Origin of the sequence: Methylorubrum populi, assembly GCF_002355515.1 — a bacterium.
Lineage (GTDB): Bacteria > Pseudomonadota > Alphaproteobacteria > Rhizobiales > Beijerinckiaceae > Methylobacterium > Methylobacterium populi_A.
This window is the reverse complement of the sequence record NZ_AP014809.1, coordinates 117370-132806: the sequence shown is the minus strand read 5'-3', so window position 1 is coordinate 132806 and position 15437 is coordinate 117370. Positions and strand designations below refer to the sequence as shown.

Genomic DNA, 15437 nt, shown 5'->3' with positions numbered 1-15437 from the left:
TGCTCATAAGCCCTTGCCGACCATAGCCGCTAATCACGTCGTCGGTCGCGGATTACCTCTCGCCCTTCAACAGAGAGGAGCGACGATGGACCTGACGCAGTATCGGACGCTGGGACGCTCGGGCTTGGCGGTGAGTCCGCTTGCCCTCGGCACCATGACCTTCGGCGCGGGCCGCTGGGGCTGCGACGCTGCGGCCGCGGGCGCGATCCTCGACCGCTACGTCGAGGCGGGCGGCAACTTCATCGACACGGCGGACGTCTATTCGGGTGGCATGAGCGAGACGATGCTCAGCGACCTGATCGCGGAGCGCGGGCTGCGCCACCGCCTCGTCATCGCGACGAAGTCCGGCTTCTCGCGCGAGCAGGGCACGCCACTCGCCGGCGGCAACAGCGCCCGCAACATCCGCGCAGGCCTGGAAGGCTCGCTGCGCCGCCTCAAGACCGGCTGGATCGACCTCTACTGGACGCATGTCTGGGACCGGACCACGCCACCCGAGGAGGTGCTGCGCGCCCTGACCGATGCCGTCACGCGCGGGGACATCCTTTACTACGGCTTCTCGAACGCGCCGGCGTGGTACGCGGCGCAGATCGCCACCCTGGCGCGCGCCCACGGCCTGCCGGAGCCGGTCGGCCTACAATACGCTTACTCGCTGGTCGACCGCGGGGTGGAACTCGACGTTCTGCCCGCCGGCCGGGCGCTCGGCATGGGATTGGTTCCGTGGAGCCCCCTGGCGGCGGGCCTGCTGACGGGCAAGTACGGGCGCGACAAGCTCACTGAGGCCGGCCCGGCGGGGTCGCTCCCGGACCGCGCGGGCGACACGGCTGCCGGCGGCAGCGACGGGCGGCTGAACGGCGACAACCCGTTCGGCGGCATGCTGTTCACGGAGGCCAACTTCGCGGTGGTGGACGTGCTGCGGGCCGTGGCGGAAGAGACCGGCCGCCCGATGGCACAGGTGGCGCTCGCCTGGGTCGCGCGTCGGCCGGGGGTCTCTTCGGTGCTCGTGGGCGCGAGCCGCCCGGAGCAGCTCGTTCAGAACATCGCCGCGCTCGACGTCACGCTGTCCCCCGAGCAGCAGGGCCGCCTAGACGCGGTGGGGCGACCACCAAGCCTCAACCCCTACTTCATCTTCGACCTGCCGATGCCGACCATCTTCGGGGGGCAGGCGGTCGAGGCTTGGAGGGGCTCTCCGGGGTCCTGACGTCCCCGGCATGCTGATTGAGTGGGTGCTTCCGCTCCCGTTGCGGACATCCGAGGCACTGACGCTGAAGGACCGGATGGGGTGGGTAACCGGCATTCGGGCAGGCGGTTTCAATGGACCACATCGGCCGCAGAAGCGGACCTTCGCCGCTTGAATGTCACGGAACAGGCTGAGGAGAGGCGCTGAGCTTCAAGATCGCTCGCACCAGCTCTGTCTCCACGAACGGCTTTTCCAGACGCGGTCGGTCATCGTAGCCGGCGGCATGCGGCATTCGAACGTCCCCGGTCGCGAACAGATGCGGCACGCCGAGCATGCCGAGACGGTCAGCAATCGGGAGCGCCGTTCTTCTCCCGCCGAGGTTGAGGTCGAGCACAGCCGCATCGATGCCGCCATCCTCAATGAGATCCAGCGCCCGCTCGACGCTCGGCACCGGCCCGATCACTTCGGCTCCGGCGTCCTGCAGCCAGCGCTTCATCTGGATGGCGATGATGTACTCGTCCTCGACAACGAGGATGCGTCGTCCGTTGAGTGGCTGCGCGGTTTTCGACATGGGCGCACTTTGTGACACAGCGGAGCCCATCAGGGTAATCGCTTCATACAGGTTCGCGATTACGCAGGTTAGGAGAGGGGCATCTCGATCCGGCAGCGCACGCCGTCGGCGCCCATGACGTAATCGACCTCCGCCTCCAAGGCATATGCAAGCGCTTCCTGGATTAACTCGGTGCCGAAGCCACGGCGCGTGACATTCTCTGGCTCGATGGCGACCCCGCTCTCGATCCAGCTCAGTGCCAGCCGGTAGCGGCCGCGCTTGTCCAGAACGATCTCCCAAGACGCGGCGAGCCGGCCGGTCTCGACCTTCAGTGCCCCGTACTTCACGGCGTTCGTGGTCAGTTCATGCACCGCCAGCGCGAAGTTCTGCACCTGTGGCGCCCTGAGCAGAACCTCCGGCCCCACAACGGTCACACGGCCTCCCGCCTCGTCCTCGTATGCGGCTAGTTCGGCCCGCAGCAGCGCTCCGACCTCGACGGTGTCGCTGCCGCCTTTGCTGAGCAGGCCCTGCGCTCGGCTGAGCGCCTTGAGCCGTTCTTCAAACGCCTCAACCGAACCGCCCCGCTTCACCGTCCGATCCGCTACGGCCGTGATCACGCCCAGCAGGTTACGCGCCCGATGCTGCAGCTCATTGACCAGCACTTCCTGGCGCGTGGCCGCTGTCTTCTCCTCGGTGATGTCGAAGCTGACGCCGTTGATGATCCAGGGTCTCTCGCGCTCGGCGCGGCCGCGTAGCTGAATCCAACGACCGGCAGCCGGGCCTCTGGCCACCTTCAGCCGACCGTGGAACTCCTCACCAGGACCAAGCCCCTTGGCCATTGCGGCTTCGAGCCAAGCCACACCTTCGGGGGTCATCAAATCGGCATAGACTGAGACTGAGTGAGGCTGTTCAGAGGTCGAGATACCCCATAGCTTCTGGACGACATCATCCGCCCTGACCGACCAATCGCGGGTGTTCCACCTCCAGGCCCCCATTTCGCCGCTCTCAAGGGCAATGCGGCGTAGCTCCTCGCTCTCGCGCAGCGCCTGGTCAGCGTAACGACGCTTCGTGACGTCCTGACCGATCTTGAGGAAGCCGCGCAGCGAACCGTCGGCGGCCCGCAATGACGTGGTGGTGCCCTCGATGAACACGCGTGAGCCGTCCTTGCGGACGTGCCAGCGCACGTTCGGAGCCGAGCCCTCTCGCGCGGCCATCTCGGTCTCATGGGCATCCTCGCCCTTTTCGCGGTCCTCAGGTGTGAAGATGATGGCTGCCGGCTGACCGATAACCTCCTCAGGTGACCAGCCAAAGACGGTTTCCGCTCCTGGGTACCAGTCGGTGACGCGGTCCTCACGATCTGAGGTGAAGATCGCGTAGTCGCGGGCGTTCTCGACCACGAGGCGGAAGCGTTCCTCGGTGGCGCGCAGGGTGCTCAGCTTTTGCAAGCGGTCGATCACCGGCCCCAGAATGATGGCGTAGGTGCGCAGGAACTCCGTGTCCTGATGGCCGAAGTCGCGCGGCTCGGTCGCGTCGACTTGGAGCAGGCCGTAGGCCTTCCCGCCAGGAAACCGGATCGGCACATTGACGAGCGCTTTCACGCCAGCCTGCTTCATGAACTCGGGGACCTCGAAGCGTTCCTCCTTGCTGATGTCCTGCGAGATGACCGGTTTGCCTTCGTTGATGGCGAACGTCTCTGAGGAGCGCTCGCTCATAGGCAAGTGCATGTGGCCGACGACCGCAGGATCCCAACCTACGCCGGCTCGCACGAACAAGGACCGCCCCTGATTCTGGATCTCCAGCACCTTGGCCCGGCCCGTTCCGAGCGCATCGCCAACGAGGCGGCAGGCTTCGTTGAGCACCGCATCGAGGTTTTGGTTGTGCAGAGTGAACTCGCCGAAGTCGGCTAGCACCTGCTGGCGCTTCATCAACTGCTCATAGTCTCGCATCGCGGTTTCCCAGCCGCGAGGCGTCGAGGACCCGCCTGGTAAGAATTGCGGCCCAAAGCGGTTGCAGCCACTCGGTCAACTTAAGAAACGCACAAGCCAAGGCCGGTTCCATGTTTGCGCCAAAAGGGCCTGTCCGCGCAAAGCGTTTGCATCTGAGTCCCGCCTCATTCACTTCGTACCCGTGAAGGGCCGCCTAGGCACCGTCAGCGGCCCTTCACTGACGAGGTACCGAAGGTCCTCTCAGGGTCGCAAGCGGCGGTTCAAGTCTGGCGCGCCGAGGGTCGGCTCCTGGCGCTGTGCGGACCTGCCGCCCATCCTTGCCGGTTGTGGAGTGCTTCGGACGCAGCGTTGACCAGGGTCCACTCTGATGGTCCATTCCCCAGGTCCGATGCTGCTCAAGACGGGTGATCGAGGGTCTAACCCTTTGATGTCGTACCCCTTCGGTTTTGGCTGAGAATCCTGGCTACCCACCCGCAATCTGCTGGGATTCTCCATAGGGCTGCTTGTCTAAACGCGACCATCAAGCGGTCTGACAGCGCCCGGATTGATCGGACACCGCCGCCTCACTGGCTTTAAGCTTGAGAACACGGCTTGCGTTCACCCGAGTTTCCAGGAATCTTAGCCGTACATGGCGGTTCGCGACTAAGCGGACGCGTCGTGTCGCGCCGGGGAAGGTGAAGAAACTGCCCCACGCTGGCCGGCGGCCAGCCTCGGATGCGTAGGCTGCCGGTCGGCGTGGGACCTCACGTGCTTCGTGGTGTATCGACCCTCCGCTCCGCCGGCGGCGTGCACCTCAGGTGCGTCGAAGCCGGCACGGATGACATCGGGCGCGGTAGCCGGCGCCAAGACATCGCTGAAGTCCCCGGCCGCCGGAGCACCTGTCAAAGGTCGGGGAGCCCACTTCGGCACTGACGTGCCCGCGCCGCTGTCTCCGCAGCGCAAACGCGGACGCGCGTCCCGACGCGAGCCTGATCCGCCTCAGGTCGTGAACGATCTCCCGCGCCCGCTGCCGGTCTCCCGGGCCCAACTCGACGTACTCGAGACCTTCCTCGGTGCCGAGATCGACGCGCTTTTTCGTGACCTGCTGCCATGACGCGCCCGTTCGTCTCGACGGTGCCTGTCAAAGCCCCATCCGAACACGGCGCGGCGAGAGGTCTGTGGATCGCGTCCCATCGCCGCTTTGCCTCTTCCCTTGACCGACTCACCTTGCCGCCAGCTGCGTCGGAGGCTTGACCGATGAAACTGATCAACCGCTCGAACCGCCTCCTACCCGCCCGGGACGGTCAACTACGTGCCTGCCTGTACCTACGTGTCTCAACGGGCCGGCAAGCCGAGAACGACCTCTCCATCCCCGACCAGCGCAAGTCGGTGCGCGCCTACTGCACCGCCCATGGCTGGCCTGTCATCGCCGAGCATGTCGAACCCGGAGCCTCCGCCCTCGACGACAACCGCCCCGCATTCCAGGCTATGATCAACCGGGCCGAGGACGGCGATCACCCCTACGACGTCATCGTCGTGCACTCACTGTCACGCTTCTTCCGCGACGCGCTCGGACTGGAGATGTATGTCCGCCGCCTCTTGAAAGTCGGGGTACGGCTCGTCTCGATCACCCAGGAGTTCGGCGACGATTCTGCCGCCAAGATGATGCGCCAGATGATCGCGCTGTTCGACGAGTACAACAGCCTCGAGAACAGCAAGCACGTCCAGCGCGCGATGAACGAGAACGCACGCCAGGGCTTTTACAATGGCGCCACGCTACCGCTCGGCTACACGCTCGAAGAGATCGAGCGACGCGGCAGCCGGGTCAAGAAGCGTCCGATCATCGATCCGGTTGAGGCGGAAACAGTTCGCCTGATTTTCAAGCTCTACCGGCACGGCGACGGCCGCTCTGGCCCGCTCGGCGTAAAGGCGCTCACCTGCCACCTGAATGAGCGCGGCTATCGCACACGCGCCGGGGCCCGCTTCGGCGTGGCTACGATCCACGGCATACTGACGAACCGGATCTATGTGGGGGAGTGGGGCTTCAACAAGCGCTGCTCGAAAACGCGACAAGCCAAGCCGAAGGCGGAGCACATCGCCATTGCGGTGCCGCCTATCATCGCCTCGGATGAGTTCGAGGGTGTGCAGGCTACGCTGAAGGCGCACAACCCACGCGTCACGCCGGCGCGGGTCGTGACAGGCCCGATCCTGCTCACCGGGCTTGCGACCTGCAGCACCTGCGGCGGTGCGATGACGCTGCGCACTGGCACCTCGGGATCGGGGCAGGTGCACCGCTACTACAGTTGCTCGACGAAAGGACGGCAGGGTCCGACGGGCTGCTCGGGCCGGACGATCCGGATGGACACGCTCGACACCCTGGTCACCGAGCGTCTCGTGGCCGACCTCCTGCAGCCCGACCGATTGCGGGCGACGCTGGCCTCGCTGTGGGCGCTGCGCGCTGAGCGAGCAACGCAGGTCGATGGCCGCGTAGCTGCGCTACGCAGCGAGCTCACGACCGCAGAGGAGAAGCTCAGGCGGCTTTACCGGTTGGTGGAGAACGGCGACGATGAGCCGGACGATCTGCTGAAGGAGCGGCTGTCGAGTTTGCGAGCCGAGCGAGATCTGGCGAAAGCTGCCCTCGGCCGGATCCGTATGGTCAGCCCGAATCCAACTGAGATCGGGCCCGAACTGATCGAGCGCTTCGGGCGTCTGCTGCGCGAGAATGTAACCTCGGGTGAGATCCCTTTCCGGAAAGCGTGGCTTCAGGCGATTGTCGACCGCGTCGAGGTGGGAGCGGACGTGATCCGCATTGTCGGCGACAAGGAGAGCCTAGAGAATGCCCTGACGGGTTCGGGCGGCGAAGCCGTGTCCGGCGTTCGCAGTTCTGTACGGAAATGGCGCGCCCTGCGGGAATCGAACCCGCCTTTTCAGCGTGAAAGGCTGACGTCCTAACCGATAGACGAAGGGCGCTGTCCGTCGGCGCCCGGTCTATAGTCGGGTTCGCAGCCGACGGCAACGGCCATGCCGCAGGAATCCGACGCAACGATCCGACGCTTGACGCGGGACGATCCCGTCGGTTTCTCGGAAATCCGACAGACGCCCCGTTTCCTCTCTGAAAGACGAGCCCATGACCCCGCCGCGCGACCGCCCGGCCAAGCCCTACGGCTTCCGGCCCCGCCCGCGACCGCAGCAGCCGCCGGGACCGGCCGCCCGCGAGGGCAGGGACCATGTCGTGCTCTACGGATGGCATCCCGTGTCGCAGGCGCTGGCCAATGCGGGCCGCCACTTCCATCGGCTGCTGGCCACAGAGAACGCGCTGGCCCGCCTCAAGGAGGCCGGGGTCGAGCTGCCGATCGAGCCGGAACTCGTCCGGCCGAGCGCCATCGACAAGCTGCTCGGCCCCGACGCCGTGCACCAGGGCCTCTACGCGGAAGCCGAGCCGCTCGCCGCGCCGGCCCTCGATGCCATGCCGGACGACGCGCTGCTGCTCGCCCTCGACCAGATCACCGATCCGCACAATGTCGGCGCCATCGTGCGGACCGCGGCCGCTTTCGGTGTCACCGCCATTGTCACCACCGCGCGCCACTCGCCCAACGCCACCGGCGTGCTGGCGAAATCCGCCTCCGGCGGGCTGGAGCACGTGCCGCTGGTGATCGTGCGCAACCTCGCCGAGGCGCTGATCACCCTCGGCGAGCGCGGATTCACCCGGATCGGGCTCGATTCGGACGCCGGTACGCCGCTCGATGCGGTCGGTCCGCGCCGGCCGGCGGTGCTCGTGCTCGGCGCCGAGGGCAAGGGCCTGCGCCAGCGCACCACCGAATGCTGCGACCTGCTCGTGCGCATCGACGCGACCGGAGCCATCCGCAGCCTCAACGTCTCGAACGCGGCGGCAATCACGCTCTACGCTCTGACCCGGCCGGCCGGCAGCCAGGGCTGAGATCGCGCTATCTCCGATGGGCTGCGGCGTACCGGACCCGTCCGAGCGCGCGCCGCTCAGGCGGTCATGTTCCGGCGCAACCATCTTGAGACGTTTCAAGACATTGCGTCGGAGACGCGATTCCGATATCGCTCGCACCGATTTCCTCATCGATACCGTCAGGATCCGGGCGTTGTGCCCGGCGGGCGCATCGCCGGGGCAATCGGCCCTCGACCATCGCTTTGAGCATGCGTCGGCCCTCCGAGAGGAGGCGAGCCCGGCCGGATCGTCCATCCGGCGGGCGGCGGTGACGGGGGCACTTCGCAACACGAGCCGCCGGCGCGGCCTCACGAAATGAGGCCATTCAGGAGAAAGAATGTCTGCTGGTCTGAACGCAAGCTCCGCGGCCCGCGAGGATTTCGCGGCCCTGCTCGAGGAATCTTTCCTCCAGCACGAGATCACCGAGGGTTCGGTCGTCAAGGGCACCGTCGTCGGCATCGAGAAGGATGTCGCCGTCATCGATATCGGTGCCAAGACCGAGGGGCGCGTCCCCCTCAAGGAATTCACCGGCCCGGGCCGCGAGGGCGAGCTCAAGGTCGGCGATGAGGTCGAGGTTTACGTCGACCGCATCGAGAACGCGCTGGGCGAGGCCGTCATCTCGCGCGACAAGGCACGCCGCGAGGAGAGCTGGGTCAAGCTCGAGAAGGCCTTCGAGGCCAACGAGCGCGTCACCGGCACGATCTTCAACCAGGTCAAGGGTGGCTACACCGTCGATCTCGACGGCGCCGTGGCGTTCCTGCCGCGCTCGCAGGTCGACATCCGCCCGGTGCGCGACGTGACCCCGCTGCTCGGCACGCCCCAGCCGTTCCAGATCCTCAAGATGGATCGCCGCCGCGGCAACATCGTCGTGTCGCGCCGCACCGTGCTCGAGGAGAGCCGCGCCGAGCAGCGCTCGGAGCTGGTGGCCAACCTTGAGGAAGGTCAGGTCATCGACGGCGTCGTCAAGAACATCACCGAGTACGGCGCCTTCGTCGATCTCGGCGGCATCGACGGCCTCTTGCACGTCACCGACATGGCGTGGCGCCGCGTGAACCACCCGTCCGAGGTCGTGACCATCGGCCAGACGGTGAAGGTCAAGATCATCAAGATCAACCACGAGACGCACCGCATCTCGCTCGGCATCAAGCAGCTGCTCGCCGATCCGTGGGAGGGCATCGCCGCCCGTTACCCCGAGGGCGCCAAGCTCAAGGGCCGCGTGACCAACATCACCGATTACGGCGCCTTCGTGGAGCTGGAGCCGGGGATCGAGGGCCTGATCCACGTCTCCGAGATGAGCTGGACCAAGAAGAACGTCCATCCGGGCAAGATCGTCTCCACCTCTCAGGAGGTCGAGGTGCAGATCCTGGAGGTCGATTCGGTCAAGCGCCGCATCTCGCTCGGCCTCAAGCAGACCCTGCAGAACCCGTGGGAGGCCTTCGCCGAGAAGCACCCGGTCGGTTCTGAGGTCGAGGGCGAGGTCAAGAACAAGACCGAGTTCGGTCTGTTCATCGGCCTCGAGGGCGACGTCGACGGCATGGTCCACCTGTCGGATCTCGACTGGAACCGTCCCGGCGAGCAGGTGATCGAGGAGTTCAAGAAGGGCGACATGGTCCGCGCCCAGGTTCTCGACGTCGACGTCGAGAAGGAGCGCATCTCGCTCGGCGTGAAGCAGCTCGGCGGCGATCCCTTCGCGGAAGCCGGCGAGATCAAGAAGGGTCAGGTCGTCACCTGCGAGGTCGTCGAGGTGAAGGATTCCGGCCTGGAGGTGAAGCTCGTCGACACCGACATGCAGACCTTCATCCGTCGCGCCGAACTCGCCCGTGACCGCGGCGACCAGCGTCCCGAGCGTTTCGCCGCCGGCGAGAAGTTCGACGCCCGCGTCATCCAGTTCGATCGCAAGGCCCGCCGCGTGCAGGTCTCGATCAAGGCGCTGGAAGTCGCCGAGGAGCGTGAGGCGATGGCCCAGTTCGGCTCGGCCGATTCGGGCGCCTCGCTCGGCGACATCCTGGGTGCCGCCTTCAACAAGAAGAAGACCGGCGACGAGGAGTAAGCCTCGGCTCGCTCTTCGACGATGCCTCGGGGCCGGCTCTGCCGGCCCCGAACTTATTTTCAGTCCCGTTTGTAGCGTCCCGAGGCGCGCGCGATGGCACACCGCCGCCCGAGCTTAGGCACCGGCCTGAGATGGTTGAGGGGAAAGTCCGCCGGACGCCGCCCCGACCCGCTCCCCCCCGATTTCGAGCCCGCGCTGTACCTCGATCTGAACGCCGACGTAGCGATGGCGGTCGAGGCCGGTCACATCGCCTCCGCGGAAGAGCATTACCGTCTCTTCGGTCGTCGTGAGGGCCGCCCCTACCGTCCACCGGCCGCGAGTGCCGAACTCGGCGGCGGCCTCGCCGGACCGTGGACCTACCGGTACCCCTACCGTGCCTGGCCGGATCTGCCGGCAATCGCCTTCGCTGCGCCTCGCCCGAGCCCGGAGGACGAGACGATCGCGCGCCGGCTCATCGCCGCATGGCAATCCGGTATCGGACGCTCACCGGCTCAGGCGGATAACGAGGGCATGTGGGCCGCCCGGATGCAGGGCTTCCCGGCATTCCATAGAGCATTGCGGAACGGCGATACCGGGCTACTGGCCGACCTGCTGAACAACCTGTTCCAGTCCCATCTCGCGCACGGAATCGCCATGGGGCGGACGATGGCGACGCTGGCCCGCAATGCGCCGACGCCGTTCGCCGCGAGTTGGTGCGACCGTCTTCTGCGGCTCTCGGAGGCCCTCGGCCTCGCCCCTGTCCGCTCACCGGAGCAGGGCGACTTCGCCGCCCCCTTGGCCGGTGATCTGGCCCACCGCGTGAAGCAGGCCCGCCTCGAAGCCGAACTCGGCTTTCCCCTGACCTTTCCGGATGTCGGCGCGCCCTTCGGTGTCCGGTACGGCGCGGGAATCCTGCCTGAGCACGCCTTCAGCCACGCCTACGCCGCCTGGCGAGTTGGACAGCTCGGCGAGTTCGGCCGCGTGGTCGAGATCGGCGGCGGCTTCGGAGGCCTCGCATGGTTCCTGCAGCGCCCCGGCCGACGTTACACGATCCTCGATCTTCCCTTCACCAACGTCCTTCAGGGCTGGTTCCTGCTCAAGGCGGGCCTGGACGTCTCCCTGGCCGGCGAACCGGAAGCCGCGATCCGCATCCTGCCGTGGTGGGAGATCGCGCGGAACGAGAGCTACGACTTGGCCATCAATCAAGACTCGCTTCCCGAAATGCCGCCGGAAACGGCGGCGATGTACATCGCACGCATTCGCGCCATCGCTCCGATGTTCTACTCGATCAACCAGGAGGCGGCGGCACCGAACACCGAAGAATTCCGACAGGTCGTCGTTCCCGATCTGATCGCGGCGGATGGCGGCTATCGGAGATTGAACCGACAGCTCTTCTGGATGCGCGACGGCTATGTCGAGGAAGTCTACGCTCGGCGTTGAGCCTGGCGCCCTCCGACGACATCGCTTTCGGCGACGGCGGGCCCCGGTTGTGCCGCCAGGAGCGGAACAGGCTCTTGCCCGCCTGCCACAGGCGGCGCTAAACACGAGCCGGACTCGGTGGTCGGGATCGAATCCAAGCCCATCAAGGACTTGGCCGACATCCTGATCGATCGGCCGCCCTGGCGCCGGGACAGTTTGCGGGATCGTCTCGGCGAGGCGGGCAGATCCGCGGATCGAACAAGGCAGCGTCCGGACAGGGCGCGGCCTGTGAGATCCCAAGAGAACAACGGTCGGCATGGACCGCTTGGAGAGGAGTTGATCGTCGGATGGCCGCAGACGCCGAGTTTCTCATCGACCGCCGTCGTCTGCGCCGCAAGCTGACGCTGTGGCGGATGCTCGGAATCGGTGCCGCGATCATCGCCGTCGGCGCGGTGGGCTATCGCGCCCGGGTCGGCGAGGGACGATTCTTTCCCGCGACGGAAAAGCAGATCGCTCGGATCTCGATCGGCGGCTTCATCGCCGGCAGCGAATCGACCCGCAAGCTGATCGAGCGCGTCGGCAAGGCGGATTCGGTCGAAGGCGTGGTGATCTCGATCTCGTCACCCGGCGGCACGACGACGGGCTCGGAGGAACTCTACCGCAACCTCCGCGCGCTTTCGGCGAAGAAGCCGATGGTCGCCTTCGTCGACGGCACAGCCGCTTCCGGCGCCTACATCACCGCCATCGCCGCCGACCACATCGTCGCCCGCGAGACCGCGCTGGTCGGCTCGATCGGTGTGCTGTTCCAGTATCCGGACGTCTCGGGCCTGCTCGACAAGGTCGGCGTGAAGGTCGAGTCGGTGAAATCCTCGCCGCTGAAGGCAGAGCCGTCGGGCTTCAGCCCGACCTCGCCGGAGGCCCGTGCCGCCCTGTCCTCGATCGTCCTCGACACCTACGGCTGGTTCAAGGGCTTGGTGGCGGAGCGCCGCGGCATGGATGAGAGCCAGCTCTCCGCCGTCGCCGACGGGCGCGTCTTCAGCGGCCGCCAGAGCTTGCCCCTGAAGCTCGTCGATGAACTCGGCGGCGAGCGCCAGGCCGTGGCGTGGCTGGAGAAGGAGCGCAAGGTGCCAGCAAATCTTCCGGTAAAGGATTGGAAGCCGAAGGCCGAGGGCGGTTTCAAGCTGTGGTCGGCCCTCGGGATCGGCGCGGACCTTCTCGGTCTCGACGGGCTCGCCAGCCGCCTTCGTGCGGTCGAGGACGAAGCCGCGGGTGCCGCCCAGGGCGGCCTCCTCGCCGTCTGGCGCCCGGCTCCGTAAGATTTCGCGCCGTGTCGCGTCCGCACCGCACCCGGAAGAGAGCCGCATGATCAAGTCGGAACTCGTGCTCAAGATCGCTGAGCAGAACCCTCACCTCTACCAGCGCGACGTCGAGACCCTCGTCAACGCGATCCTGGACACCATCGCCGATGCCCTGGCCCAGGGGGACCGGGTGGAACTGCGCGGATTCGGCGCCTTCTCGGTCAAGCGCCGCGAGGCCCGCCGCGGTCGCAATCCCCGCACCGGCGAGTCGGTCGCGGTGTCGGAGAAGGCGATTCCGGTCTTCAAGACCGGCAAGGAGATGCGGCTGCGGCTCAATCGCGCCGGTATCGGCGATGAGCAACCGAGCGCCTGACGCGTTGACCGAATCTCCTCGGCCGCCGCCGCGATGGGCGAGAGGCGCCGTGACCGTTCGGTTCGATGTCTCCCCGCGTCGAGCCGCCATCCCCAAGGTTGAATTGCGCTCTAGTTCTGCGGTCTGAGCCGCGAACGGCGCCCGCTCGAAGGCCGTCAGCGGCCCCGGGCGGGGTCGGCCGAGGCTCCTGCCATTCGTCGGAGACCCGTTGCATGATCCGTTTTCTGAAAGCGCTGGTTCTGCTGCCGATCGCGGTGGTGATCGTCCTGCTCGCGGTGGCCAACCGCGAGCCCGTGACGCTCTCCTTCGATCCTTTCTCGCCCGAGCCGGTGTTCAGCCTCGTTCTGCCGCTCTACACCGTGCTGTTCGGCGCGGTGGCGCTCGGCATCCTGGTCGGCGGGATCGGCAGCTGGCTCGGACAGGCGGGGACGCGTCAGCGCGCGCGCTACCATCGCCGGGAAGCCGACCGCCTCGCCAAGGAAGCCGCCGAGTTGAAGACGTTCGGCACGCCCGGCTTCGAGCCGGGCTACGCCGGGGCCGCCTCCCGGACCGCGCTGCCGGCCCCGGCGGCGCGCTGACGCTTCGGAGCATCCCCGTCAATGGCCGAGGTCCGGATCAAGATCTGCGGACTCAGCGGTGAGGCGACGCTCGACGCGGCACTCGATGCGGGTGCCGACCTCGTCGGCTTTGTTCATTTTCCGCGGAGTCCGCGCCACGTCAGCCTCGAACAGGGGAGCCGCCTCGCGCGGCGGGCACGGGGGAGGGCGGAGCGCGTCGTGCTTCTGGTCGATCCCGACGACACCCTCCTCGCGGCCGCGATCGAGGCGCTCGATCCGGATTGGATCCAGCTTCACGGCGCGGAGTCGCCGCAGCGCGTCGCCGAGATCCGCGCCCGGACCGGCCGAGCTGTCATGAAGGCCGTCGGCGTCGCCGCAACTCAGGATCTCGTTGCGCTTCCGGACTACGCGGGCGTGGCCGACCGCCTCTTGCTCGACGCCAAGCCACCTGCGGGTGCGGATCTGCCCGGTGGAAACGGGCGCAGCTTCGATTGGGACATTCTGAAGGGCGTCGTCCTGACCTCGGGCACGATGCTGTCGGGCGGCCTTAATGCCGACAATGTCGAGGAAGCCCTGGCGCGCACGGGGCTTGCGGCCGTGGATGTCTCGTCCGGCGTCGAGGGTCGTCCGGGCGAAAAGGATCCGGCCAAAATCGCGGCCTTCGTCGCCGCCGCGCGCCGCCGGCGCTGATCACCGCCCGCGAACCCGTTTCTCGACCGCATCGCCGGACGGCAATCTCCGAAGCGTTTGTCCGGCTGTGCCGCATTGCGGCCGTCGTCCCATGGGTCTAGCACGCGAGACGACAATCGATTTTTCGCGAAGGACCGTCCCCGTGACGCTGAACCCCGCTCCCAATTCCTTCCGCACCGGGCCGGACGAGCGCGGTCGCTTCGGCATCTTCGGCGGCCGCTTCGTGGCCGAGACGCTGATGCCGCTGATCCTCGACCTGGAAAAAGCCTACGCCGAGGCCAAGGCCGACCCCTCCTTCAAGGCGGATATGGAGGCCTACGGCACCCACTATATCGGCCGGCCGAGCCCGCTCTACTACGCCGAGCGCCTCACCGAGCACCTCCGCGCCCAGGCGCCGGCCGGACAGGGGGCGAAGATCTACTTCAAGCGCGAGGAGCTGAATCACACCGGCTCGCACAAGGTGAACAACGTGCTCGGCCAGATCCTTCTGGCCCGCCGCATGGGCAAGCCGCGCATCATCGCCGAGACGGGCGCGGGTCAGCACGGAGTCGCCACGGCGACGCTCTGTGCCCGGTTCGGCTTGAAATGCGTGGTCTATATGGGCGCCGTCGACGTTGAACGGCAGGCGCCGAACGTGTTCCGCATGAAGATGCTCGGAGCCGAGGTCGTGCCGGTGCAGTCGGGCACGCGCACCCTCAAGGACGCGATGAACGAGGCCCTGCGCGATTGGGTGACGAACGTCGCCGACACGTTCTACTGCATCGGCACCGTGGCCGGACCCCATCCCTATCCGGCGATGGTGCGCGACTTCCAATCGGTCATCGGCATCGAAACCAAGAAGCAGATGCTGGAGATGGAGGGCCGCCTACCGGATTCGCTCGTCGCCTGCATCGGCGGCGGCTCGAACGCCATGGGGCTGTTCCATCCCTTCCTCGATGACCGCGAGGTCGAGATCTACGGCGTCGAGGCGGCGGGTCACGGCGTCCAGAGCGGTCTCCATGCCGCCTCGCTCACCGGCGGCAAACCGGGCGTGCTGCACGGCAACCGCACCTATCTCCTGATGAACGAAGATGGGCAGATCGCCGACGCGCACTCGATCTCGGCGGGCCTCGATTATCCGGGTATCGGCCCGGAGCATGCGTGGCTGCACGAGATGGGGCGCGTCACCTACCTCTCGGCGACCGATTCGGAGACGCTGGAAGCGTTCAAGCTCTGCTCGCTGCTCGAGGGCATCATTCCGGCCCTGGAGCCCGCCCACGCGCTGTCGAAGGTGCTGGAGCTCGCCCCCGCCAAGCCGGCCGACCACCTGATGGTGATGAATCTGTCCGGACGCGGCGACAAGGACATCCCCCAGGTGGCCCAGATCTTCGGACAGACGCTCTGAGCGGGAGAATGGGCTCCGGGGTCGCAACAGACCGTTGACACCGCCACGCCCTTCTCCATATACCGCGCCCACCGGACGAC

11 protein-coding genes, 1 tRNA gene and 1 pseudogene are annotated in these 15437 nt (G+C 66.9%); 10 read left to right on the top strand and 3 right to left on the bottom strand.

Annotated elements, in window-relative coordinates; translation table 11 throughout:
* Window positions 1-85: 85 nt before the first annotated feature.
* Complete coding sequence (locus MPPM_RS00615) at window positions 86-1198, top strand: aldo/keto reductase (RefSeq protein ID WP_096482928.1); 1113 nt, start codon at window positions 86-88, stop codon at window positions 1196-1198.
* Between the two features lie 157 nt (window positions 1199-1355).
* On the opposite strand, the gene MPPM_RS00610 is transcribed toward MPPM_RS00615, so the two are convergent.
* Both MPPM_RS00610 and MPPM_RS00605 read right to left on the bottom strand, forming a co-directional pair.
* Window positions 1356-1748 carry a response regulator gene (locus MPPM_RS00610; RefSeq protein WP_096482926.1) on the bottom strand — a complete coding sequence of 131 codons (393 nt, stop codon included), beginning with the start codon at window positions 1746-1748 and terminating at the stop codon, window positions 1356-1358.
* A 68-nt stretch (window positions 1749-1816) separates the two neighbouring features.
* Window positions 1817-3673: a PAS domain S-box protein gene (locus tag MPPM_RS00605; protein WP_096482924.1), complete on the bottom strand. Its 1857-nt coding sequence runs from the start codon at window positions 3671-3673 to the stop codon at window positions 1817-1819.
* Window positions 3674-4909: 1236 nt separating this feature from the next.
* Between MPPM_RS00605 and MPPM_RS00600 the strand changes: the two are divergent.
* Window positions 4910-6034: pseudogene (locus MPPM_RS00600) on the top strand (recombinase family protein); the annotation flags it as partial.
* A 513-nt stretch (window positions 6035-6547) separates the two neighbouring features.
* Here MPPM_RS00600 and MPPM_RS00595 read toward each other — a convergent pair.
* Window positions 6548-6622: transfer RNA gene (locus MPPM_RS00595), tRNA-Glu, on the bottom strand.
* A 157-nt stretch (window positions 6623-6779) separates the two neighbouring features.
* Here MPPM_RS00595 and rlmB point away from each other — a divergent pair.
* The 8 genes from rlmB (at window position 6780) to trpB (ending at window position 15357) form a co-directional block, all read left to right on the top strand.
* Entirely contained in the window at window positions 6780-7589 is an 810-nt protein-coding gene (gene rlmB, locus MPPM_RS00590; RefSeq protein ID WP_096482922.1) for a 23S rRNA (guanosine(2251)-2'-O)-methyltransferase RlmB, read from the top strand.
* 355 nt (window positions 7590-7944) lie between these two features.
* Window positions 7945-9657 carry a 30S ribosomal protein S1 gene (rpsA, locus tag MPPM_RS00585; RefSeq protein ID WP_096482920.1) on the top strand — a complete coding sequence of 571 codons (1713 nt, stop codon included), beginning with the start codon at window positions 7945-7947 and terminating at the stop codon, window positions 9655-9657.
* Window positions 9658-9792: 135 nt separating this feature from the next.
* Entirely contained in the window at window positions 9793-11076 is a 1284-nt protein-coding gene (locus MPPM_RS00580; RefSeq protein WP_244573436.1) for a putative sugar O-methyltransferase, read from the top strand.
* A gap of 326 nt (window positions 11077-11402) precedes the next feature.
* Entirely contained in the window at window positions 11403-12371 is a 969-nt protein-coding gene (gene sppA, locus MPPM_RS00575; protein WP_096482916.1) for a signal peptide peptidase SppA, read from the top strand.
* A gap of 46 nt (window positions 12372-12417) precedes the next feature.
* The gene (ihfB, locus tag MPPM_RS00570; RefSeq protein ID WP_003600667.1) at window positions 12418-12726 is read left to right on the top strand and encodes an integration host factor subunit beta; all 309 of its coding nucleotides are present in this window, start codon (window positions 12418-12420) and stop codon (window positions 12724-12726) included.
* A 212-nt stretch (window positions 12727-12938) separates the two neighbouring features.
* On the top strand, window positions 12939-13304 hold the full coding sequence (locus MPPM_RS00565) for a LapA family protein (protein ID WP_096482914.1): 366 nt from the start codon (window positions 12939-12941) through the stop codon (window positions 13302-13304).
* Between the two features lie 21 nt (window positions 13305-13325).
* Window positions 13326-13973: a phosphoribosylanthranilate isomerase gene (locus MPPM_RS00560; protein WP_096482912.1), complete on the top strand. Its 648-nt coding sequence runs from the start codon at window positions 13326-13328 to the stop codon at window positions 13971-13973.
* A 142-nt stretch (window positions 13974-14115) separates the two neighbouring features.
* Window positions 14116-15357 carry a tryptophan synthase subunit beta gene (gene trpB / locus MPPM_RS00555; RefSeq protein WP_096482910.1) on the top strand — a complete coding sequence of 414 codons (1242 nt, stop codon included), beginning with the start codon at window positions 14116-14118 and terminating at the stop codon, window positions 15355-15357.
* Window positions 15358-15437 lie beyond the last annotated feature (80 nt).